The sequence below is a fragment of the Thioclava sp. F1Mire-8 genome (genome assembly GCF_002213165.1).
Lineage (GTDB): Bacteria > Pseudomonadota > Alphaproteobacteria > Rhodobacterales > Rhodobacteraceae > Thioclava > Thioclava nitratireducens.
The window spans coordinates 383,282-406,223 of the sequence record NZ_NBNY01000002.1 but is presented as its reverse complement, the minus strand read 5'-3'; the positions used below and the strand labels follow the sequence as shown (position 1 = coordinate 406,223).

At 63.9% G+C, this 22,942-nt stretch carries 17 protein-coding genes and 1 pseudogene; 6 read left to right on the top strand and 12 right to left on the bottom strand.

Translation table 11 applies throughout. The annotated features are described in order from the left end of the window. Window positions 1-87: 87 nt before the first annotated feature. From B6V75_RS10450 to B6V75_RS10440, 3 genes are all read left to right on the top strand, one after another. Window positions 88-1,326 carry a cyclopropane-fatty-acyl-phospholipid synthase family protein gene (locus B6V75_RS10450; RefSeq protein WP_075774122.1) on the top strand — a complete coding sequence of 413 codons (1,239 nt, stop codon included), beginning with the start codon at window positions 88-90 and terminating at the stop codon, window positions 1,324-1,326. A gap of 181 nt (window positions 1,327-1,507) precedes the next feature. Continuing rightward, window positions 1,508-4,837 carry a carbamoyl-phosphate synthase large subunit gene (gene carB, locus B6V75_RS10445; protein WP_088719642.1) on the top strand — a complete coding sequence of 1,110 codons (3,330 nt, stop codon included), beginning with the start codon at window positions 1,508-1,510 and terminating at the stop codon, window positions 4,835-4,837. A gap of 76 nt (window positions 4,838-4,913) precedes the next feature. Then, on the top strand, window positions 4,914-5,195 hold the full coding sequence (locus tag B6V75_RS10440; protein WP_088719641.1) for a hypothetical protein: 282 nt from the start codon (window positions 4,914-4,916) through the stop codon (window positions 5,193-5,195). 80 nt (window positions 5,196-5,275) lie between these two features. Here B6V75_RS10440 and B6V75_RS10435 read toward each other — a convergent pair whose 3' ends face one another. The 4 genes from B6V75_RS10435 to B6V75_RS10420 form a co-directional block, all read right to left on the bottom strand. Beyond that, window positions 5,276-6,016 (bottom strand): GH25 family lysozyme, encoded by a 741-nt coding sequence (locus B6V75_RS10435; protein ID WP_088719769.1) that lies wholly within the window; start codon window positions 6,014-6,016, stop codon window positions 5,276-5,278. A 199-nt stretch (window positions 6,017-6,215) separates the two neighbouring features. Next, a complete protein-coding gene (locus B6V75_RS10430) occupies window positions 6,216-6,728 on the bottom strand; it encodes a calcium-binding protein (RefSeq protein ID WP_088719640.1) in 513 nt (170 codons plus the stop codon). 93 nt (window positions 6,729-6,821) lie between these two features. Further along, on the bottom strand, window positions 6,822-7,166 hold the full coding sequence (locus B6V75_RS10425) for a carboxymuconolactone decarboxylase family protein (RefSeq protein ID WP_075774118.1): 345 nt from the start codon (window positions 7,164-7,166) through the stop codon (window positions 6,822-6,824). Window positions 7,167-7,443: 277 nt separating this feature from the next. Next, the gene (locus tag B6V75_RS10420; RefSeq protein ID WP_088719639.1) at window positions 7,444-9,945 is read right to left on the bottom strand and encodes an FAD-dependent oxidoreductase; all 2,502 of its coding nucleotides are present in this window, start codon (window positions 9,943-9,945) and stop codon (window positions 7,444-7,446) included. A 368-nt stretch (window positions 9,946-10,313) separates the two neighbouring features. Between B6V75_RS10420 and B6V75_RS18470 the strand changes: the two genes are divergently transcribed. Continuing rightward, on the top strand, window positions 10,314-11,621 hold the full coding sequence (locus B6V75_RS18470) for a PRC-barrel domain-containing protein (protein WP_075774116.1): 1,308 nt from the start codon (window positions 10,314-10,316) through the stop codon (window positions 11,619-11,621). 320 nt (window positions 11,622-11,941) lie between these two features. Here the strand turns inward: B6V75_RS18470 and B6V75_RS10410 are convergent, their stop codons facing one another. After that, window positions 11,942-12,562, bottom strand: a complete 621-nt coding sequence (locus tag B6V75_RS10410; RefSeq protein ID WP_088719638.1) for a class I SAM-dependent methyltransferase — start codon at window positions 12,560-12,562, stop codon at window positions 11,942-11,944. Window positions 12,563-13,129: 567 nt separating this feature from the next. Next, window positions 13,130-14,116, bottom strand: a complete 987-nt coding sequence (locus B6V75_RS10405) for a D-glycerate dehydrogenase (RefSeq protein WP_075774114.1) — start codon at window positions 14,114-14,116, stop codon at window positions 13,130-13,132. Between the two features lie 184 nt (window positions 14,117-14,300). On the opposite strand from B6V75_RS10405, the gene B6V75_RS10400 reads away from it, so the two are divergent. Continuing rightward, window positions 14,301-14,942: an SH3 domain-containing protein gene (locus B6V75_RS10400; protein ID WP_077701392.1), complete on the top strand. Its 642-nt coding sequence runs from the start codon at window positions 14,301-14,303 to the stop codon at window positions 14,940-14,942. Window positions 14,943-14,990: 48 nt separating this feature from the next. Beyond that, window positions 14,991-15,875: pseudogene (locus tag B6V75_RS10395) on the top strand (cation diffusion facilitator family transporter). 128 nt (window positions 15,876-16,003) lie between these two features. Here the strand turns inward: B6V75_RS10395 and B6V75_RS10390 are convergent. The 6 genes from B6V75_RS10390 to B6V75_RS10365 form a co-directional block, all read right to left on the bottom strand. Then, window positions 16,004-18,025: a M3 family metallopeptidase gene (locus B6V75_RS10390; RefSeq protein ID WP_088719637.1), complete on the bottom strand. Its 2,022-nt coding sequence runs from the start codon at window positions 18,023-18,025 to the stop codon at window positions 16,004-16,006. Between the two features lie 37 nt (window positions 18,026-18,062). Further along, window positions 18,063-19,127 carry a HesA/MoeB/ThiF family protein gene (locus tag B6V75_RS10385; RefSeq protein ID WP_088719636.1) on the bottom strand — a complete coding sequence of 355 codons (1,065 nt, stop codon included), beginning with the start codon at window positions 19,125-19,127 and terminating at the stop codon, window positions 18,063-18,065. A 3-nt stretch (window positions 19,128-19,130) separates the two neighbouring features. Then, the gene (gene dut, locus B6V75_RS10380) at window positions 19,131-19,601 is read right to left on the bottom strand and encodes a dUTP diphosphatase (protein ID WP_088719635.1); all 471 of its coding nucleotides are present in this window, start codon (window positions 19,599-19,601) and stop codon (window positions 19,131-19,133) included. Between the two features lie 127 nt (window positions 19,602-19,728). Next, on the bottom strand, window positions 19,729-20,937 hold the full coding sequence (gene coaBC / locus B6V75_RS10375; protein ID WP_088719634.1) for a bifunctional phosphopantothenoylcysteine decarboxylase/phosphopantothenate--cysteine ligase CoaBC: 1,209 nt from the start codon (window positions 20,935-20,937) through the stop codon (window positions 19,729-19,731). A 59-nt stretch (window positions 20,938-20,996) separates the two neighbouring features. Then, window positions 20,997-21,809, bottom strand: coding sequence for a ChaN family lipoprotein (locus tag B6V75_RS10370; protein ID WP_088719633.1), 813 nt, complete (start codon window positions 21,807-21,809; stop codon window positions 20,997-20,999). Then, a complete protein-coding gene (locus B6V75_RS10365) occupies window positions 21,806-22,684 on the bottom strand; it encodes an RNA polymerase factor sigma-32 (RefSeq protein WP_075774107.1) in 879 nt (292 codons plus the stop codon). Before B6V75_RS10365 ends, B6V75_RS10370 begins: the two co-directional genes overlap by 4 nt. Window positions 22,685-22,942 lie beyond the last annotated feature (258 nt).

Below are 22,942 nucleotides of genomic sequence, written 5' to 3'. Positions count from 1 at the left end.
ACGGGAACTTTGGTAATTTCACAAAGGTTACCGTCGTGAAGACACACGCTGGAGCCTGCCAGCCCCGGCACGATCCGGAGAGACCGCATGAGAGCTTGGGACTCGCTTCTCGACCGTATGTTGCGCCACCTGATCCGCAGGGGCACACTCGAACTCGTCTATCCTGACGAAACCCTCATACGCTATGGCGACGGCACCGGGAATCCGGTCCGCGTTACCATGAGCAACCCGGAACTGACGAAGAAGATCGTGCTGCGGCCCGACCTCGGTGTCGGCGAAGGCTACATGAACGGCGACTATACGATTGCCGATGACGACCTGCGCGGATTTCTCGCGCTCGCAATCCGCAACCAGACCGGCTCGGGCATGCCATGGTTCGAGAAGCCGCGCGAGGCGAGCCGCTTTTTCGGTCGCCGTTTCGCGCAGTTCAATCCGGTCAACAAGGCCCGCACCAACGTGGCGCATCACTATGACCTTTCGGGCGAACTCTACGATCTCTTCCTCGACGAGGATCGGCAATATAGCTGCGCCTATTTCGAGCGCCCCGACATGACGCTGGAGGAGGCGCAGGAGGCCAAAAAACGCCATATCGCCAAGAAGCTGCTGATCGAACCGGGGATGACCATTCTTGACATCGGCTGCGGTTGGGGCGGCATGGCGATGACGCTGGCGCGCGATTTCGGCGCGAAAGTGGTGGGCGTGACGCTCTCGACCGAACAGCACGCGCTGGCCCGCAAGCGGGTGAAGGAGGCCGGGCTCGAAGACAAGATCGACATCCGTCTGACAGATTATCGCGACGTGACCGACAAGTTCGACCGCATCGTCTCGGTCGGCATGTTCGAGCATGTCGGCGTGCCCCATTACCGGGAATATTTCGCGAAGGTACGCGAGTTGCTGAAACCGGGTGGCATCTCGCTGATCCATTTCATCGGACGTTCAGGCCCCGGTGGCGCGACGGCCGATTTCATCACCAAATACATCTTCCCCGGCGGCTATTGCCCCGCCATGTCCGAAGCGTCGAACGCGGTCGAACACGAAGGGCTCATCACCACCGATCTCGAAGTGTGGCGGCTGCATTACGCGGAAACGCTGCGCCATTGGTGCGATCGGTTCGAGGCGAATATCGACAAGGCGGTCGCGCTCTATGACGAGCGGTTCTGCCGGATGTGGCGCTTCTACCTCGTGGCCTCGGAGATGGCCTTCCGCCATGGCGGACAGGTCGTGTTCCAGTACCAGCTGGCCCATGAGGTCGGCGACGTGCCGCTGACCCGCGATTACCTCTATCGGGACGACGACGAACAGGAACACAGGCTGGCTGCCGAATAGGCGGGTATCCCCTCACCGGGCCGAAATCGGGTCGCGCCCTCGCCGCGCGCGGCCTTGGCGGGGTTGGGCCCGCGCCTTCGCGTCATCCCGCAACCCGGCTATCGCGTCCTGACCCTCTTGCGACGCCTGACCCTTTGCGTATAAAGCGCCTCAATTTGCGCAGCGACCAGAGGGGATTCCCATGCCGAAGAGAACAGACATCACGTCAATCCTCATTATCGGCGCCGGGCCCATTGTGATCGGGCAAGCCTGCGAGTTCGACTATTCGGGTGCCCAGGCCTGCAAAGCCCTCCGCGAAGAAGGCTACCGCGTCATCCTCGTCAACTCCAACCCCGCGACGATCATGACCGATCCGGGTCTGGCCGACGCCACCTATATCGAACCGATCACGCCGGAAGTCGTGGCCAAGATCATCGAGGCTGAGCGCCCCGACGCGGTGCTGCCGACGATGGGCGGGCAGACCGGCCTCAACACGGCGCTTGCTCTCGCCGATATGGGCGTGCTGGAGAAATTCGGCGTCGAGCTGATCGGTGCGAACCGTGACGCGATCGAGATGGCCGAAGACCGGAAGCTTTTCCGCGAGGCGATGGACCGGATCGGCCTCGAGAACCCGAAAGCGACCATCGTATCCTCGCCCAAGCGTGAGAACGGCACCTATGACGTCAACGAGGGTGTGCGTCAGGCGCTGGTCGAGCTGGAGCATATCGGCCTGCCCGCGATCATCCGCCCCGCCTTCACGCTGGGCGGCACCGGCGGCGGCGTGGCCTATAACCGCGAAGACTACGAGCGCATTTGCCGCTCGGGCCTCGACGCCTCTCCCGTCTCCCAGATCCTCGTCGACGAGTCGCTGCTGGGCTGGAAGGAATTCGAGATGGAGGTCGTACGCGACCGCGCCGACAACGCCATCATCGTCTGCGCCATCGAGAACGTCGACCCGATGGGCGTCCATACCGGTGACTCGATCACCGTGGCGCCCGCGCTGACGCTGACCGACAAGGAATACCAGATCATGCGCAACGGCTCGATCGCCGTGCTGCGCGAGATCGGCGTCGAGACCGGCGGATCGAACGTGCAATGGGCGATCAACCCCGAAGATGGCCGCATGGTCGTGATCGAGATGAACCCGCGCGTATCGCGTTCCTCGGCGCTAGCCTCCAAGGCCACCGGCTTCCCGATCGCCAAGATCGCGGCAAAGCTCGCCGTGGGCTACACGCTGGACGAGCTCGACAACGACATCACCAAGGTCACGCCCGCCAGCTTCGAGCCGACCATCGACTATGTCGTCACCAAGATCCCGCGCTTCGCCTTCGAGAAATTCGCAGGCTCCAAGCCGGAACTGACGACGGCGATGAAATCGGTGGGTGAGGCGATGGCGATCGGCCGGACCTTCCACGAATCCGTGCAGAAGGCGCTCGCCTCGATGGAGACGGGCCTCAGCGGCTTCGACGAGATCGAGATCGACGGCGCGCCGGAGAAGGCCGCCGTCATCAAGGCGATCTCGCAGCAGACGCCCGACCGGATGCGCCTGATCGCGCAGGCGATGCGCCACGGGTTGAGCAATGAGGAAATCCAGCACGCGACCGCGTTCGATCCGTGGTTCCTCGCCCGCATCCGCGAAATCGTCGAGGCCGAGAACGAGATTCGCAAGAAGGGCCTGCCGCTCGACGAAAAGGGTCTTCGCAATCTCAAGATGATGGGCTTCACGGACGCGCGTCTCGCCAAGCTGACTGGCCGCGACGAAGCGCAGGTCCGCCGCGCCCGCCGCAACCTTGGCGTCACCGCGGTCTTCAAGCGCATCGACACCTGCGCCGCCGAATTCGAGGCGCAGACGCCCTACATGTACTCGACCTACGAGGCCCCCGCGATGGGCGAGGTCGAATGCGAGGCGCGTCCCTCCGACCGCAAGAAAGTGGTCATCCTCGGTGGCGGTCCGAACCGGATCGGCCAGGGGATCGAGTTCGACTATTGCTGCTGCCACGCCTGTTTCGCGCTGACCGACGCGGGTTACGAGACCATCATGGTCAACTGTAACCCCGAGACCGTATCGACCGACTACGACACCTCGGATCGCCTGTATTTCGAGCCGCTCACGCTGGAGCACGTCCTCGAAATCCTGCGGGTGGAGCGTGACAACGGCACGCTGCACGGCGTGATCGTGCAATTCGGCGGCCAGACGCCCCTGAAACTCGCAAACGCGCTGGAGGCCGAAGGCATCCCGATCCTCGGCACCACGCCCGACGCGATCGACCTTGCCGAGGACCGCGAGCGGTTCCAGGACCTGCTCAACCGGCTGGGCCTGAAGCAACCGGTCAACGGCATTGCCAGCTCCGACGAGCAGGCCTTCGAGATCGCGGGCCGCGTCGGCTATCCGCTGGTGATCCGTCCCTCCTATGTGCTGGGCGGCCGCGCGATGGAAATCGTGCGCGACCTCGACCACCTCAAGCGCTACATCAAAGAGGCGGTGGTGGTCTCGGGCGACAACCCGGTGCTGCTCGACAGCTATCTGGCGGGCGCCATCGAGGTGGACGTGGATGCGCTCTGCGATGGCGAAAGCGTCCATGTTGCGGGCATCATGCAGCATATCGAGGAAGCCGGCGTCCACTCGGGCGACTCCGCCTGCTCGCTGCCGCCCTACTCGCTGAGCCCCGAGATCGTGGCCGAGCTGAAGGTGCAGACCGAGAAGATGGCCAAGGGCCTCAACGTGGTCGGCCTGATGAACGTGCAATTCGCGATCAAGGACGGCGAGATCTATGTGCTCGAAGTGAACCCGCGCGCCTCGCGCACCGTGCCCTTCGTCGCGAAAGCCACAGACTCGGCCATCGCCTCGATCGCGGCGCGCCTGATGGCGGGCGAGAAGCTGTCGGCCTTCCCGGCGCGCCCGCCCTACCCCGAAGGCGTCGGCCCCGACACGCCGCTGCCCTTCGCCGATCCGCTGACGCTGGCCGATCCGCAAACGCCGTGGTTCTCGGTCAAGGAAGCCGTGCTGCCCTTTGCCCGCTTCCCGGGTGTCGACACGCTTCTCGGCCCGGAAATGCGCTCCACCGGCGAGGTGATGGGCTGGGATCGCGACTTCCCGTCGGCCTTCTGGAAAGCCCAGCTCGGCGCGGGCACCGTGCTGCCTGAAAGCGGTCGCGTGTTCTTCTCGATCAAGGATTCCAACAAGACCGACGATCTGGCCGAGGCCGCCGCCACGCTGATCTCGATGGGCTTCACCATCGTCGCGACCGGCGGCACCGCCGCTTGGCTCGCCGAGTATGGCGTGGAAAGCGAGAAGGTGCTGAAGGTCTATGAGGGCCGCCCGAACATCGTCGACCGGCTGAAGAACGACGAGATCGACCTCGTCTTCAACACCACCGATGGCAGTCAGGCGATCTCGGACAGCCGCGACATCCGCGCGGTCGCGCTCTATGACAAGATCCCCTACTTCACCACCGCCGCCGCTTCGATCGCCGCCGTCGCAGCGATCAAGAGCCGCAAAGAGGGCGAAGTCCACGTCCGCTCGCTACAGTAAGCGACCGCGCCAGTTCAGAAAGACATGTGTCCTCCGAAGCACAAGCTTCGGAGGACATTCATTTTTCACATTCCGGATGTTCTACACGCTCAATGACCGGATCGAGTTCAACGCGAGCCTCGACAACTTCAACGTCTCGTACCTCAACACCAACCGCGTGTCATTCGGGATGGATTACCGTGTGAACGACGCCTTCACGCTGAAGGGCACTGTCGGCCACCTCGACATGGGCTATGGCGGGGCTTCGGACTTCATCTCCATCGGCGCGAAATTCACCTTCGGTCCGAACAAAGGCGCGACATTCGAGCAGCGCGACCTTTTGCGCTATCTGCCTGGACAAGGTAACTCTGCTGCCTGACCGGTCGGACGGCTTATACTCATGACAAGGGCGGCTCCAAGTCGCCCTTTTTCATCCCCGCTGCCCGCGAGGTGCCCCCGTCACGCCCGCTGCGCCCGCCGGGCGAGCCAGCTTTGCCACGCGCCCGGAGACCCCGCGAAAGCGTTCATGTCCACCGTTCCGGGCACGCCGGGCACGACGCCCGTGCCGCTATATTGCCAGAAGCTCCAATCGGCGCCGGGGTAGCGCTCCATCGGGTGCGCGGTGACCGAGCGCAGCCACATCTCGTAGCCCGAGAAACGCGACAGGTCGTTGTCGCGCCAGAAGTCGATCGTCGTGTAGATGACCGGTTTCGTGCCGTAATGACGCGTCAAAGCAGCGAGGAAGCGGTGCATCTCGGCGCGGGTGACGTGGGCCGCGGGGCGGCGCTGGCAGGTGCGCGAGGTATGGTTCCACTCGATATCCAGCACAGGCGGCAGATCCCCCCGCCGGCGCGGCACGTTGCGGATATACCAATCCGCCTGCTCTTCGGGGGAACGGCAGAAATAATAGAAGTGATACGCCCCCACCGGCACGCCCGCTGCCCGCGCGCGGGTCGCGTTGATGTGGAAACCGGGATCGGAGTGATCGCCGCCCTCGGTCGCCTTGAGCCACGCGAAGGACACGCCAGCCGCGCGCGCCCGTCGCCAGTCGATCTCGCCCTGATAGCGCGCGGCGTCGATCCCGTGGACCGGCAACCGCGCTGGCGCCAGACCTTCCCAGTCATGCGGATCGGTATCGCCGAAGCGCGCGGGGATGCCGCTCGCCCGGTAGTTCGAGGCGGACAACACGGCCGGACGCATCAGCTTGGCCTGTTTGCCGCCCGGCCCGCCGCCGCAGCCCGCCAAGGCCAAGGCCGCGCCCGAGACGAAGAACCTGCGTGAAATCCCCATGCTCACTCCCCCGTGATTTTTTCCCAGCCTCTCATGCAAACGCCCGCCTGTCATCGCTGACAGGCGGGCGTCTTTTGACATCGGCGAGGCTTCGCCTAACGGGTCCGGGTCAGGTCCGTGGGCCGAAATCGGCGCTAGTCAGCACGCCGTCCCCGTTGCGATCGCGCATCGCGAACCACCGATCAGTACCGCCCACGAACTCCACGCGCGAGATTACCCTGTCACCATTCGCATCAAAGGCCCGCAGCCCTTCGGCGGCCGGGACATCGTGCCCCGAGCGCATCGCACGGCCCTGACCCTGACGCTTGCCGGGCCCCTGCCCCATACCTTCTGGCATCTGATGCCCCGGGCCTTTGCCGGCCGCGCGGTCCATTGCCTTATGCTCGTCGATCATGGCGATCTCCGCTGCGGAATAGGCGTCATCCTCGTTCTCGTCGAACATCGTGAAGATGTCGCCGCGCCGCTCGCGGGCTTCGGACAGCGTGACGCCACCATCGCCATCGAGATCCCATTGCAGGAGGAATTCTTGCCCCGGCACCGGGGCAGTCTGCGCGAAGCCCGGAGCGGCGCCGATCAGGAGGGCCGCGGCGAGGGGCGCGGCAAGAGGGGCGAACCGTTTCATCTGTCTGTCCTTTACAATGTGATGTCGAAAATAAAACGAAACGGCCCGCACCTTTCCGGCGCGGGCCTGACAACATGTCGCAGAGGAGAAGCCTCAGCCTTTCGCGGCGGCCAGCTCGTCCCAGCACGCCAGCGCGTGACCGGCATACATCACACCCGGGCCACCGCCCATCTGGATCGCCATGGCAAGCACGTCGCCCAGCTCCTCGCGCGTGCCGCCCGCTTTCATCAACGCCTCTACATGGAACATGATGCAGGGCTCGCAACGCAGCACGACCGCCATGCCGAGGGCGATGAATTCCTTGGTCTTCACATCGAGCGGCCCGTTCTCCTTCACCGCTTTCGACAGCACACCAAAGCCGCCGACTGCGTCGGGGATCGTCTTGTTCATCACGCGTAGCTCGTTGCGCATCTCGTCGATTTTCGCCTTGTAGCTCATCGCAGGTCTCCTTCGCATTTCGTCCCTCGCGGCGTGACACGGGGCGCGGGCGAAATCCTTGACCTGCGTCAATACATTGGCGTGAGCGGGTAACGGCTGATAGCGAGGGGGCTCCGCCCCCGGCGCGGGACACGCGCCTCCCCCGGGATATTTCTCAAGCCCGAAGAGGCGCAAAGCGTCGTCCTCTTCGCCTTGGCGCAAATATCCCCGGGGGTAAATTCGCGCAGCGAAAAGGGGGGCAGCGCCCCCCTTCTGCGATCTCCATCGAGAGACAGGCTCAGCCGTCGACGCGGATGCGTGCGTTAGTCGGATCGTGCGGGCTGTCCTCGGTCACTTCCGCCGGATAATCGGCACCGAGGATGCGCACGCTCAGCTTGGTGCCCGGCTCGGCCAGATCGGGGCGCACATAGCCCATGCCGATCTGCTTGCCGAAGGCCACCGACCAGCCGCCCGAGGTCAGACGCCCGACCTTCTCGCCGTCCCGCTTGATGACTTCCTTGCCCCATGGATCGGCATCGTCCGGCCCGTCGATCAGAAGCGTCACGCATTTCGAGCGGATGCCGGTGTCGAGCATCGCCTGCTTACCGGTAAACTCCTTCTCGAGGTCGATGAAGCGGTCGAGACCGGCTTCCTGCGGGGTCGCGTCGCGGCCCAGCTCGTTGCCGAAGGCGCGATAGCTCTTCTCCTGACGGAGCCAGTTCTGGGCGCGCGCGCCGACGAGCTTCATCCCGTGCTTCTCGCCCGCCTCGACCAGCAGATCCCAGAGGTAGCGGCCGAATTCGACCGGGTGATGCAGTTCCCACCCCAACTCGCCGGTATAGGCCACGCGCACGGCACGGACCGGACACATGCCCAGCTCGATATTGCGCATCGAAAGCCACGGGAAGCGCTTGTTCGAAAGAACCGTCTCCGGATAGGCGTCCTTGACGACCTCCTGCAGAATCTTGCGGGCATTGGGGCCTGCGAGCGCGAAGACGCCCCATTGGGTGGTCACGTCGTGGCAATCGACATAGTCGCCTCCCGCCGCGCGGAAATCCTCGATCGATTTGCGCAGGAAGTCGCCGTCGTAATCGGTCCAGGCGCCCGCCGAGATCAGGTAGTATTCATCCTCGGCCAGCCGCACGATCGTGTATTCGGTGCGGGTCGTGCCCGCTTCGGTCAGGGCGTAGGTCAGGTTGATCCGACCCACTTTCGGCAACTTGTTGCAGGTGAACGCATCGAGGAAGGCGGTCGCGCCGGGGCCGCGCACCATGTGTTTAGTGAAGGCGGAGGCATCGATAAGGCCGGCGGTGTCGCGCAGCGCCTCGGCCTCGGCCTTGGCATATTGCCACCATTCGCCGCGCCGGAACGATCGGCTGTCATGGTCGAAGCTCGAAGGCGCATCCTTGGGCCCGTAGTAGTTCGGACGCTCCCAGCCGTTGGTCTGGCCCATCTGCGCGCCCGCCGCGATCTGGCGATCATAGGCGGGGGCGGTGCGCAGCGGGCGGCAGGCTTCGCGCTCTTCATCGGGGTGGTGCAGGATGAAGACGTGCTCATAGGCCTCTTCGTTCTTGCGCGCCGCGTATTCGGTGGTCATCCAGCTGCCGTAGCGCTTGGGGTCGAGCGAGGCCATGTCGATCTCGGCCTCGCCTTCGACCATCATTTGCGCGAGGTAATAGCCGGTGCCGCCCGCGGCAGTGATACCGAAGGAGAAGCCTTCCGCCAGCCACATGTTGCGCAGGCCCGGCGCCGGGCCGACCAGCGGGTTGCCATCGGGGGTGTAGCAGATCGGGCCGTTGAAATCGTCCTTCAGGCCGACTTCCTCGGAACTCGGCAAGCGATGGATCATCGACATGTATTCTTCTTCGATACGCTCCAGATCGAGCTGGAACAGATCGGCGCGGAAACTCTCCGGCACGTCGTAGAGGAAGCGCGCGGGCGCGTTGCGCTCATAGGGGCCCAAGATCCAGCCGCCGCGCTCTTCGCGGACATACCATTTCGCATCCGCATCTCGCAGCACCGGGTGCTCGGGGTTGCCCTCGGCGCGCCATTTGACGAGCGCCGGATCGGCATCGGTCACGATGAACTGGTGCTCGACGGGAATGGCGGGGATTTTGATGCCCAGCAGGCGCGCGGTGCGCTGCGCGTGGTTGCCGGTGCAGGTCACGACATGCTCGGCGCGGATCTCGATCTCTTCGCCGGAGCCGACAAGGTTGCCGCCCTTCTCGACCATCTTCTCGAGCGTCACGACCCATTCCGAACCGGTCCAGCGATAAGCGTTGACCTGCAGCTTGCGCGCGATCTCGGCACCGTGCTGGCGCGCGCCCTTGGCCATCGCCTGCGTCACGTCGGCGGGATTGATATAGCCGTCCTGCGGGTGGAACAGCGCCCCCACGAGGTCTTCGGTGTTCAGAAGCGGCCAACGCTCCTTCATCTGCGCAGGCGTGAGGAACTCGTGATAGACGTCCGCGGTCTCGGCCACGGAAGAATAGAGCTTGTACTCGTCCATCCGTTCCTGCGTCTGCGCCATGCGCAGGTTGCCCACGATCGCAAAACCCGCATTCAGCCCGGTCTCGGCTTCGAGCGTCTTGTAGAAATCGACCGAGTATTTGTGGATGTGGGTCGTCGCGTAGCTCATGTTGAACAGCGGCAACAGACCCGCGGCGTGCCAGGTCGAGCCCGAGGTCAGTTCGTCGCGCTCGATCAGCAGCGTGTCCCAGCCCGCCTTGGCGAGATGATAGGCGACACCGCACCCGACCGCGCCGCCACCGACGACCAGAGCTTTCACATGGGTTTTCATCGCGGGGCCTCCTTGCCGATACGGACGTAGGGGCAGATTGACCCTCATATTCGCGAACGCAATCCGATCCGGGCGACATTCGCGCGACAAAAACGACAAAACCGCACACGCCACGCTTTGGGCGCGCGGCGCCAGCCCGCCATAGCCCGTTCATGAAAGCCCAAGCCTCGTTGGACGGCCCAGAACCGAGCGATGACATGGTCGTGATGCGAGTCGCGAATTCGTGTTTAGTTCCCGCAAAAAGTAAAAATTTTTCCCTTGCATGCACAGGAACTGTGCGCGGGTTCACCAGTTTTCAGTGCATCAGAGGCGGCGGTGACGGAAAGCAAAGCCGACCCGCCTCGCCTAATTCGAAAGGGAGACGAGATATGAAGAAGCTCATCACCACTACCGCAATCGGCCTGATGCTTGCCCTGCCCGCACATGCCGAAGACAAAGCGAATGCCAACGCCAAGGCGGAAGCCAACGCGAACGCTTCGGCCAGCATGTCGGGCGACATGTTCATGAAGTCGATTCCGGATTCCTTCAACGCCTCGGGCCTCATGGGCAAGCGCGTGTACATCTCGAAGGACAAGGTCGACGCCAAGACCGCGGTCAACGAGGCGCAGGACAACTGGGATGACGTCGGCGAAGTCAGCGACGTCGTGCTCGGCACCGATGGTAAGGTCGATGCCGTACTCGTCGATGTTGGCGGATTCCTCGGCATCGGCGAGAAGACCGTCGCGATCTCGATGGATTCGCTGAACCTGGTTCCCGATGGCGACACCGAAAATTCCTATTTCGTCGTCGCTCAGGGCAGCAAGGACCAGCTGGACCAAGCCCCGAAATACGACGCCGAAATGCAGACCGCGTTCAGCTCGGACACGAAGGGCGAGATGAACGGCAACGACAACGGCGAAGACATGCAGAACGCCGATGCGTCGCAGTCGCAGGATTCGGACATGGACGGCGACAAGATGGAAAACGCCGACGCGTCGCAGAAGATGGATAAGGCTGGCGACAACGCGGAAGCCGCTGCCACCGCGACCGCCGCTGCCGCTGGCGCCGCTGCGAACGAAGCTGCCGACAAGACCGCCAAAGCTGCCGATAACGCAGGCGAAGCGATGGACAACGCTGCCGAGAACACTGCCGACGCTGCTCAGAACGCCGCGCAGGACACCGAGCAGGCGATGAACAACGCCGCCGACAAGACCCAAGAGATGGCGAAAGACGCCGCTCAGAACACCAAGGAAGCCGCGAACGCGACCGGCCAAGCCGTCGAGAACGCTGCTGACAACGCTGGCGAAGCGACCAAGGAAGCCGCGAACGAAACCGGGAGCGCGATCGACGACGCCGTCGACAGCACCGCTGCCGCCGTGGGCACCATGGGGCAAGCCGACAAGGAGAGCGGCCAGAAGGTCGACGTGGCTTCGGTCGATCCCGACACGCTGCGTGGTGAAGGCGTCTATGGCCCGAACGACGACAAGGTCGGCGACGTGTCCGAACTGGTTCAGGGCAAAGACGGTAAAGTCTCGGGCGTCGTGATCGACGTGGGAGGCTTCCTCGGCATCGGCGCCAAGCCGGTCGAGATCAAGGCCAGCGAGCTGACCGTTCTGAAGAACGACACTTCGATCACCGTGCATACGGGTCTGACCGAAGAGCAACTGAAGAAGCTTCCGAAATACGAAGCGAAGTAATCTTCGGATGATGTGACGGAGAGCGGGGGCAGCCCCTGCTCCCAGCGAAGGCCCCGGGACTGTCCCGGGGCCTTTCGTCATTTCGGGCACATTTCGACCTCGGGGTCGCCTGCCGCAAAAGAAAAGGCCCCGGTTCACACTGACGCATTCCGCGTGGTGGGAGGTTTGATGAGGTATCTCATCGGCGACAAGAGGGACCGAGCGCAGTAGAACTCGTTGGCCATAGCAAGTAGGCGGCGATTTCATCGTCGCCTATTTCTTTAGCCATGTCTCGAAAGCGTGTTGGGCAGGTCGGCTCACGACCAGTTTCATCTGCGGCTTCAGCCGAAGCGGCGGAAAAGACTGAACTGGAAGGACTGGCTTTTGCCCGAGGGAGTCTGATGCAGGTGGTGGCGATGCGCCACGAGTTCGAAGCTTTCTCCAAGCAACTGGGCGAGGTCGTTTGGACTATATCGGGCGACCGGGAGGCCACTACATTTCTCCGGCCCGTCTGGCGCAAAGGTGGCAATGATCGCATGGCCGCCGATGTTCACCGCGCGCGCGAGGTTTTCCAGATAGGCCGCCCGCTCCGCCGCATCGACGAGGAAGTGGAACACTGCCCTGTCGTGCCACAGGTCGTAATGGCGATCAGGAGCCCAAGTGGTGATGTCTACTGAGATCCATTTCACTGTTTCACCGGCTTGTCCCAGCCGGTCTCGGGCTACATCCAGGGCGACCTGCGATAGATCGAGGACTGTGATATCGCGAAGTCCCATCGCGACGAGAGCGCCCGCAAGGCGGGAGGTTCCTCCGCCAATGTCGATGATTGATGAATTCGCAGTTGCGCCAGCCATCTCGATCAGTTCGAGCGAGACCCGTGGATCATCCTGATGCCAACTCCACTGGGCCTCGGACTTCTCGCCATAGACGGTGTCCCAGTGTGCCTTTCTGTCGACCGTCATGTCTCCACGCCCTCCCAACTCATTGCGGCGAAAGCACCCTTCGAAAGACTGCTCCGCCGTCCATCTTCGACCGGAGTAGAAACCAACGCAGGTAACGCCCCAGACACTTCGACACCGGACCTTTGAAGGGCCCCATGAAGTCGTTGTAGCGAGAGTGTAATGCGTTCACATTCTGGGAGTGAAATGCTTTCTGCGTGGCCTGTTTGCCTGGCTTGTTCTTCTTGGTGAGGAGAACGGCGCGCGGCTTGAAGTCGATACGGATGCTCGTCCGGGAATTTTGCCGCATGCGAAGGTCAAGCTTGTGGCCGAGGGATATTGGCTATATTTATAAAATCGGATGAATAAATGTCTGAAATCACTGATTTTTCTTCATTCACGCAGGCGAATGATGCCGCCGAGAAAAAAGTCTCGGATTTACGACATCTTTTTTTAGGAACCTGACGCGGCATTTTCCTTAGAAATAATAAAGACCTGCCGTGAGTATCACGACAGGCCCGATCTTTTGGGCCTCCCACCACGCGGAATGCGTCAGGATCGCACCGGGGCCTTTTCTCTGCCACCTGAGGATCAGATCATCGACGGCACGACGAGATCCGGTGGCCGGTGACCGTCGGCGAAGGTCTTGATATTGACCAGTACCTTCTCGCCCATCTCAACACGTCCTTCGACCGTGGCCGAGCCCATATGGGGCAGCAGCACCACGTTCGGCAGCTCACGCAGACGCGGATTGACGTCCGCGCCATGCTCGAACACGTCGAGCCCGGCCCCGGCCAGCTCGCCCGCCCGCAACGCCCGTGTCAGCGCGTTTTCGTCGATCACCTCGCCCCGCGACGTATTCACGATCACCGCCTCGCGCTTGAGCATCTTCAGCCGCCGCGCATTGAGCAGGTGGAAGGTAGACGGCGTGTGCGGACAGTTCACCGAGATCACATCCATCCGGCTCACCATCTGGTCGAGGCTGTCCCAATAGGTCGCCTCCAGCTCCTCCTCGATATCGGGGTGAACCTTGGTGCGGTTGTGATAGTGGATCTGCATCCCGAAGGCCTTGGCGCGCCGCGCCACCGCCTGACCGATCCGGCCCATGCCGAGAATGCCCAGCCGCTTTCCGCCAATCCGATGGCCCATGAAGGCGGTGGGGGCCCAGCCCTTCCAGTCGCCCGCCTGCATATGCGCGAGCCCCTCGGGAATGCGTCGTGTCACCGCCAGCATCAGCGCGATCGTCATATCCGCCGTATCATCGGTGACGACACCGGGCGTGTTCGACACCAGCACCCCGCGCTGACGCGCCGAGGACACGTCGATATGATCGACCCCGGCGCCGTAATTCGCGATCAGTTTCAGGCGCTCGCCAGCCTGCGAGATCATCGACGCATCGATCCGATCGGTCACGCAAGGCACGAGAACATCGGCGCGCTTCATCGCCTCGACAAGGTCCTCCCGGCTCATCTTGCGATCGTCGTGATTGAGCTCGACCTCGAACAATTCCTTCATCCGGGTCTCGACGACCTCGGGCAGGCGTCGCGTCACGACAACACTCAGGCGCGGTGCAGGCATCTCGGTCCTCTCCTCTCTTCCATCGCGGGGCGGTTGGATGCAAACTGCCCCTCAACGCGGGCAGGCACAAGGCCCGGCAAGAGGAGTAATGGCCGAAATCGACACGCGAGCGCAATTTTATTGCGCACCGGATGTCGCAGACCCGCGGATCAGCCGACGGGCGGGCCGGGATATGAGGCGGATGATGACGGGCAGCAAAATCCTCGCGGCGGTATCCTCAATTGCGATTCTGGTGGGTGCGGTCTGGAGCGTGTCGGGCAATGCCTCCGGCGCGCAATCGAAACCCGACGCGGCACCCTCTCAGACGGCTGCAAGCAGCCAGACCAACAAGCCCCAAGCGAAGCCCGCGGCCGAACCCGATGGCAATGGCCCCGACGTGCAACTGTCGAAACCGCAACATCGCGGCCCCGTCACCCACCTGCCGATCCCGCGCTACGTCTCGCTCAAGGGCTCGAAGGGAAATGTGCGCCGCGGCCCGTCCCTGTCGCACCGGATCGACTGGGTCTTCACCCACCCGGGCATGCCGCTGAAAGTCACCGCAGAATTCGGCCACTGGCGGCGCGTCGAGGATAACGAAGGGCAAGGCGGCTGGATTCACTACACGCTGATCTCGGGCGTCCGGAACGTGATCGTCATGCAGGACATGGTCTCGCTCCATGCCCGTCCCGATCCGAAATCCGCGGTCACTGCCAAGGCGCAGGCCGGAGCGATCGCGCAGCTGGGGGCCTGCACCCACGATTGGTGCGAAATCTCGGGTTCGGGCGCGGATGGCTGGTTACCCAAGACGGAAATCTGGGGCGTCGACCCCGACGAGACCCGTGACTGAGACGCTCTCCTGCGCTAGAGCAACGGCGCAAAGGTAGAGGCGGCGGCGATGGCCTATAGCGAAAACGAACACCGGATGAACACCTCGGCGGGTCTGGCCTCGGTCGGCACCGCCGCGCTGCTCGTCGCGATAAAGGCCTGGGCGCTCTGGCAGACCGGGGCGCTCTCCGTGGGCGCCTCGCTGGCCGATAGCGCGGTGGACCTGCTGATCTCGGGCGCGGGGCTGCTGGCGATCCTCTATGCCGCGAAACCCGCCGATGACGATCACGCTTTCGGACACAGCTCGGCCGAAGACCTCGCGGCCCTCGGTCAGGCGCTGATAGTGCTGGGCGCAGGCGCCACGATCGGCATCACCGGGATACGGCGGCTGATGGCGCCTTAGCCCCCGCCGCTCGCCGCAGAGGGGCTTGGGATCGCGGTGATGGTCGCCTCTGCGGTGATCACCTTCGGCCTGATCTGGTGGCAGGGCCGCGTGGCAAAGGCGACCGGCAACAAGGTCGTCGCCGCCGACCGGCTGCACTATGTGGGCGACCTGCTGCCGACACTGGGCGCGATCCTCGCGCTCTGGCTCTCGCATGCCTTTGGCTGGGGCGACGTGGACAGCATCGTCGCCCTGATCGCCGCCGCGATCATGCTAGCCGGCGCGGCGAAGATCTTCATTGGCGCATGGCACGCCCTGATGGACCGCGCAGCCCCTGACGACGTGATCGAAGGCATCGCCAAGATCGCCCGCGACTGGCCCGATGTGCGCGGCTTTCACGATCTTAAAACCCGCACCGCCGGCGCGCAGATCTTCGTAAACCTGCATATCGAACTCGACGGGGATCAGACGCTGGAGGAAGCGCACGACATCGGCGCCGCGCTCAAACGCGCCATTGTCGCGGCCTATCCGCAGGCCGACGTCATCATCCACAAGGATGTCTATCGGGGCTGAGCGCGGAGGGGGCGCTGCCCCCACGGCTTGCGCCGCCCCCCGGGATATTTTGGCCAAGAGGAAGGCAGATCGTCCTGCTTCCAACTGCCTCAAATATCCCCGCCGGGGGCTCCGACATCACCACCCGCTCAGGCGGCCGGATCGAGCAGCCCGCGACCCTTCAGCAGAGGCTCGACCCCCGGCATCTTGCCCCGGAACTCGGTATAAAGTTCTTCCGGCGGCCGCGAATTGCCCGCAGACAGAACGAAGCGTTCGAGTTTCGCCGCCGTTTCCGGGTCGAACACGTCGCCCGCTTCCTCGAAGGCTTCGAACGCATCGGCATCCATCACCTCGGACCACATGTAGCTGTAATAGCCCGCCGAATAGCCGTCGCCCGAGAAGACATGCGAGAAATGCGGCGTCGCGTGGCGCATCCGGATCGCGTGGGGCATGCCGATCTCGCGAAGCACCTCGGCTTGTTTCGCCATCGGATCTTCCGGGGCCGCACCCTCGTGGAAGGCCAGATCGACCAGCGCCGAACCGAGATATTCCACCGTCGAGAAGCCCTGGTCGAAAGTGGCAGCCCCCTTCAGCTTCTCGCGCAGCTCCGTCGGCATCGGCTCGCCCGTCTTGTAGTGGCGCGCGTGTTTTTCGAGCGTCTCGGGCACGTCGAGCCAATGCTCGTACAGCTGGCTCGGCAGCTCCACGAAATCGCGTGCGACCGAGGTGCCTGATAGGAACTGATAGGTCACGTTGGACAGCATCTGGTGCAGCGCATGGCCGAATTCGTGGAACAGCGTGCGTGCGTCGTCATGCGACAGAAGCGCCGGATCGCCCTTGGCGAAATTGCACACATTCACCACGATCGGCACCGGCGCGCCGCCCAGCTTGCGCTGCGAGCGCATCGCCGAGCACCACGCGCCAGACCGCTTCGAACCGCGCGCGAAATAGTCGCCGAGGAACACGGCCAGAACCTTGCCACCGCGCGACACTTCCCAGCCACGCACGTCCGCATGATAGAACGGCCCGTCGATCTCCTTGAACTTCAGCCCGAAGAGCCGGTTCGCCGTATCGAAGGCCGCACCGATCATCGCGTCGAGCGAGAGATAGGGCTTGATCTGCCCCTCGTCGAAATCATGCTCTGCCACGCGGCGCTTCTCGGCATAGTAGCGCCAGTCCCACGGCTCCAGATCGCCATTGATCCCGTCGGCGTGCATCATCTCGGCCAGCTTCGCGGCATCGGCCTCGGCGGCGGCCTTCGCAGGTGCCCAGACCCGCATCAAAAGACCGCGCACCGCTTCGGGCGTCTTGGCCATCTCGGGCTCCAGCTTGTAGGCGGCGAAGCTCTCGTAACCCAGCAGCTTCGCGCGTTCCTCGCGCAGCTTGAGCACCTCGGCGGCGATCTCGCGATTGTCGGTCTCGCCGCCATTCGCGCCGCGCGCGGCCCAGGCCTCGTAGGCGATCCGGCGAAGCTCGCGATTGGGCGAGAATTGCAGGAAGGGCACGATCAGAGAGCGCGAGAGCGTCAGCACCGGCCCGTCCTGCCCACGCTCCTTGCCCGCCGCGCGGGCGGTATCGACGACAAAATCGGGGAGCCCTTCCAGGTCATCCTCGGCCAGCGGGCGGAACCACCCGCTTTCATCGGCCAGCAGGTTCTGGCTGAACTGCGTGGTGATCGAGGCGAAGCGCTGCTTGATCTCGCGCATCCGCTCGGCCTCGGCCCCTTCCAGCGCCGCGCCGGAACGGGTGAACATCTGATAATATTGCTCCAGAAGCCGCGCCTGCTCCGGGCCAAGTCCGAGGCTCTCGCGGTCCTGCCAAAGCTGGTCGATCCGCGCAAATAGCGCCTTGTTCATCGTGATCTCGGAGGAAAACGCCGCGAGCTTCGGCGCCAGATCGCGCATCAACTCCTGCCGCGCGGGCGTCGCATCGGCGCCGGCGAGGTTGTAGAACACGCCCGCGACCTTTTCGAGCGCCTCTTCAGCCAGTTCCATCGCCTCGATCGTATTGGCGAATGTCGGGGCGTCGGGCGAGTCCGCGATTGCCGCGATATTGGCGCGCGCCTCGGCCAGCGCAGCATCGAAAGCAGGCGCGAAATCGGCATCTGAAATCTCGGTGAAGGGCGGCAGTTCGTAGGGGCCGGTCCAGTCGGCGAGAAGCGGGTTGGTCATGGCGTGTCTCCTTTGCATCGCAAGCTAGGACGCACGCTCAGGATTGACCATCCCCCGCGCCGCGCCCTTCGCCGCAAACCGCGCAATCGGCGCGCCGCTTCACGCCGAACTGACGGCTCTCGCCCCAGAGGGCGTCGTAGATCATCAACCGCCCGCGTGCGGATTGGCCCGCGCCGGTGATCTCCTTGATCGCCTCGGTCGCCATCATCGAGCCCACAACGCCCGGCAACGCGCCGACCACCCCCGCTTCGGCGCAGGTGGGCGCAAGACCCGCCGCCGGTGCCTCGGGGAAAACACAGGCGTAACAGGGCGCACCCTTCGCTGGATCATAGAGCGAGAGCTGCCCTTCCCATTGCGTGATCGCGCCAGAAATCAACGGCGTGCCTGTCGCCACGCAGGCCGCGTTCACCAGATAGCGGGTGTCGAAATTGTCGGTCCCGTCGAGGACGAGGTCATATTCTGCAACCAGCCCTTCGGCATCCGCGGCGCTCAGGCGGCAGTTATAGGGCAGCACCTCGATATGCGGGTTGAGCGCCAGCATCGCTTTCTGTGCGGAGAAGACCTTGGGCATCCCGAGATCGGCGTCGCTGTGGATCACCTGCCGCTGCAGGTTGGAATTCGAGACGACATCGTCATCCACCACACCTATCCGCCCCGCCCCGGCAGCGGCGAGATAGAGCAGCGCGGGCGAGCCCAGCCCCCCGGCGCCGACCACCAGAACCTTAGCCTGTTTGAGCCGCTTCTGCCCCGGCCCGCCGATCTCGCGCAGCATGATGTGGCGCGCGTAGCGGTCCAGTTCCGCCTCGGAAAAGCTGCCCGGTTTGGCGGCTGGCGACTGCGGCTCCTTCGCCTCGGCTCTCGTCCGGATCGCCCCGAGCATCCGGCGATAGATCAGCACCAGCGCGACCACGACACCGAGGCCAATCCACCCCGCAAGCGAACCGCCCAGAACACGCCCGATGGGAGAAAATCCCGGGATCGGCAGATGCGCGACCACCAGCGCCGCCCAGACCAGCACCAGCATCCCGAAGATCGCACGGGCAGACGCTTTCATCACCAGCCCAAGCCCGAGGATCGCCGCCATGAGAGTGAGTCCGAGCATGCCTCAGCCCTTGCCGGTCGAGCCGAAACCGCCTGCGCCGCGTGCGGTGTCACCCAAAGTGTCGGAGACCTCGAAGCGCGCCTGCACCACCGGCGCGACGATCGCCTGCGCGATGCGCGCCCCATGCTCGATCAGATAGGGCTCTTGGCCGAGGTTGATCAGCAGCACCCCCAGCGGCCCGCGATAATCGGCGTCGATCGTCCCGGGCGTGTTGGCCAGGCTGATCCCGTGTTTGTACGCAAGCCCCGAACGCGGACGGATCTGCATCTCGAACCCTTCGGGAATCTCGACTCGCAGCCCTGTCGGAATGATCGCGCGCTGCATCGGGCCGAGCATGACGCCGCGGCCGCGATCCTCGGGCGGAAGATTGGCGCGCAGGTCGGCCCCGGCGGCGCCGTGGGTCTCGTAGCGCGGCAGGGCGATCTCGTGATCGGCCCAGTCTTCGTGCAGAACCTTGATGATCGGTGTGCTCACGTGTCCCTCTCCTGCCCGATGTCGTGCGGGCGTCAATTGCAGATGCCTCCGGCGGGAATATTTGGACCAAGCCGAAAGAGGGGCGCTTCGCTTCGGCTTGGCATAAATATCCCCCGCGGAGCGTCCCCTAACCCGTCGCCGCGCCCAAGGTTGCCGCGATGCGCGCAGCCAACCGCCGCGCAACCTCGTCCTTGCCCGTCCGGTCCCAGCTTTCCGCGCCGGTCTCGTCGATGATCGTCACCGCGTTCTCGGTGCCGCCCATAATCCCGGTCGCGGGGCTCACGTCATTGGCGACGATCCAGTCACAGCCCTTGCGGACGCGTTTGTCCGCCGCGAAGCGCGCGACATCGTGGGTCTCGGCGGCGAAGCCAACCACGAGACCCGGGCGGCCCTCGCCCATCTTCGAAACTGTGGCGAGAATGTCCGGGTTCTCGGCAAATTCCAGCGCGGGCGGCGCGCCGGTGCCGTCCTTCTTCATCTTCCGCTCGGCCGCGTTCGCGACACGCCAATCCGCCACGGCGGCAGCAAAGATCGCGGCCTCGGCAGGCAGCGCGGTCTGCACCGCGTCGAGCATTTCGCGAGCGGTCTCGACCTTGATCACCTTCACGCCCGCAGGGGGCGCAACCGTCGCGGGACCGGTGACGAAGGTGACAGTCGCGCCGAGGTCGCGCAGGGCTGCGGCAATCGCCGTGCCCTGCGCGCCCGAGGAGCGGTTCGCTATATAGCGCACCGGGTCGATCGGCTCATGGGTGGGCCCCGAGGTCACGAGGATATGGCGGCCTTTCAGCGGACCGTCGGACAGCGCCGCACCGATCGCCGCGAGGATCGCCTCGGGCTCGATCATCCGGCCCTCGCCGAATTCGCCGCAGGCCATGTCGCCCTCGGTCGGACCTGCGAAGATCACGCCGTCGGATTTCAGCGTCGCGATATTGCGCTGCGTTGCGGGATGCTCCCACATCCGCACGTTCATCGCGGGCGCGATCAGCACACGCTTGTCCGTCGCGAGCAGCAGGGTCGAGGCGAGGTCATTGGCCAGACCGTGCGCCATCTTCGCCATCAGGTCGGCGGTGGCCGCCACGACGACGACCAGATGGGCGGCGCGCGACAGCTGGATATGACCGATCTCGGCCTCATGCGTCAGATCGAAAAGGTCGGAATGCACGGCCTCGCCCGCAAGCGAGGACAGGGTCAGCGGCGTCACGAACTCGGCGCCGGCCTTGGTCAGGACCGGGCTCACCGAGGCTCCCGCACCCCGCAGCAGTCGGATCAGCTCGGGCGCCTTGAAGGCGGCGATGCCGCCGCCGACGATCAACAGGATGCGTTTGCCGGCAAGCATTTGCCTCTCCGTGAAACTCTCTCAGATGGTCTAAGCGCCGGGGCGCATTGGTGCAAGGATCACTTGAACGCGGCGCAGGGATCGGCGCGCTCGGTCGGGGGCGTGACGATCCAGTCGTCATAGGGCTGTGGACCGGGATCGGCACCCGGTTCGGCCTCGATCTGGCCGATCGCCACGACCTTCGCCTCCGGGTCCGCCTTGCGCAGAAGCGCGGGGACCGCGAGGTCGGTTCTGGCATGGCCCGAGCCGGTGACCACCGCGACCGGGCCGCCGGTTTCCTTCAGCGCCTTCAGAGCGACCCGGGCGAAGGCGGCGTCGCGGAAGCGTTGCGCGGCGACCATGCCGGGCAGCAGATCGACCGGAAGCGCGTTACAATGATCTTCCTGCGACTGAGCTTCCAGCTTGGCCTGCAACGCGTCGGGATAGGGTCGATCGAGCCCGTAACGCGCAGCGCCCTTGCCGAACACCTCCGGTAGCGGCTTGGTCATCGCGGCGCGCACTGTCTCGCGCGGCTGCGCGGCGCCATAGACTTTCGCATCGCCCAAAGCCTCGAAAATCGGATAGTAGATCGCGAAATCGGGCCAGCCCGAGTTATTCCAATCCAGCGCCTTTTCCAGCGCCCCCTCTTCCTTCAAAAGCGCCGGCGTGATCTTCGCGGCCTGCTCGGGCGTCAACTGTTCGAACACCACAGCGGCGGGCTTCAGCGCCTTGATCGCCCGCGCCTGATTGAGGTGATGGGTGGGGTTGTCGTGAATCTCGCCCAGAACGACAATATCGCCCGACAGCGTATCGAGCTGGTCGGGCGATATTTCCGCAGCTTGAGCGGAACCTGTCAGCGACAGCAGGCAGATCGCGGCGAGAAACTTCCTCATATGAAGAAGCTTTGCACCTCGCCCTGATGTGTTTCAAGCGATTTGCGCATCTTGCCGAAGGCCTGCGCTTCGAGCTGACGAATGCGCTCTTTCGAAAGACCCAATTCTTCACCGAGGCTTTCCAAAGTGCGCGGCTCGTCGATCAGGCGGCGCTCGCGGACGATGTAGGCTTCGCGGTCGGTAAGACGCTCCATCGCCTCGCCCAACCAGACTTTCATCGTTTGGCCGTCATGGGTGTCGGCCACGGTTTCCTCCGGGCTCGCGCCATCGTCTTCCAGTGTGTCGACCCATTCGCGGCCTTCGTCTTCACTGGACTGCGTCGCGTTGAGCGAGAAGTCGGAGCCGGACAGGCGGCCCTCCATCATCTCGACGTCGGCAAGCGGCACGCCGATCACCTCGGCCACGCGCTGCCGCAGCTGCATCGCGTCGAGCTGCTCGCCCTCTTGCTGAGCCTCGCGGGTCAACTGAGCCTGAACGCGGCGCATGTTGAAGAACAGCGCTTTTTGCGACGAGGTGGACCCGGTGCGCACCATCGACCAGTTCCGCATTACGAATTCCTGGATCGAGGCCTTGATCCACCACACGGCATAGGTCGAGAAGCGCACGCCGCGTTCCGGATCGAACTTGTCGGCGGCCTTCATCAGACCAAGTGACGCTTCCTGAATGAGATCGTTCATCGGGGCGCCGTAGCGGCGGAACTTCGACGCCATCGAAATCGCCAGGCGCATGTAAGCGGTTACAAGTCGATGGAGGGCCTGCTCATCCCGATGATCGCGCCACGCGCGCGCCAGTTCTGCTTCGGTGTCAGCGTCCAGGAACTCTGCCCGCATCGCTTGGCGTGGCAGGGTTTCATCGGTCATACCATCAAGTGCCATTTACAATCTCCCTGGGGTGTCCAGCCCAAACCGGCGCAACCTTGAATTGGGTGGCTGCTTTGCCCACCCAATGCGAATGACATGAATTAGTTCCTCACGGAAATGTTGAATTTTGCTTGAAACTTTGTGCGCGTGGCGCACTTGACGACGTTTTCAAGCGAAAAATGAAAGAAATTCATACCCCTACGGAAGGACCATCACTCCTTCTTGAGCACGACATATCATAAGCCTGCTCACGGACACTTGAGAAACTGTAAC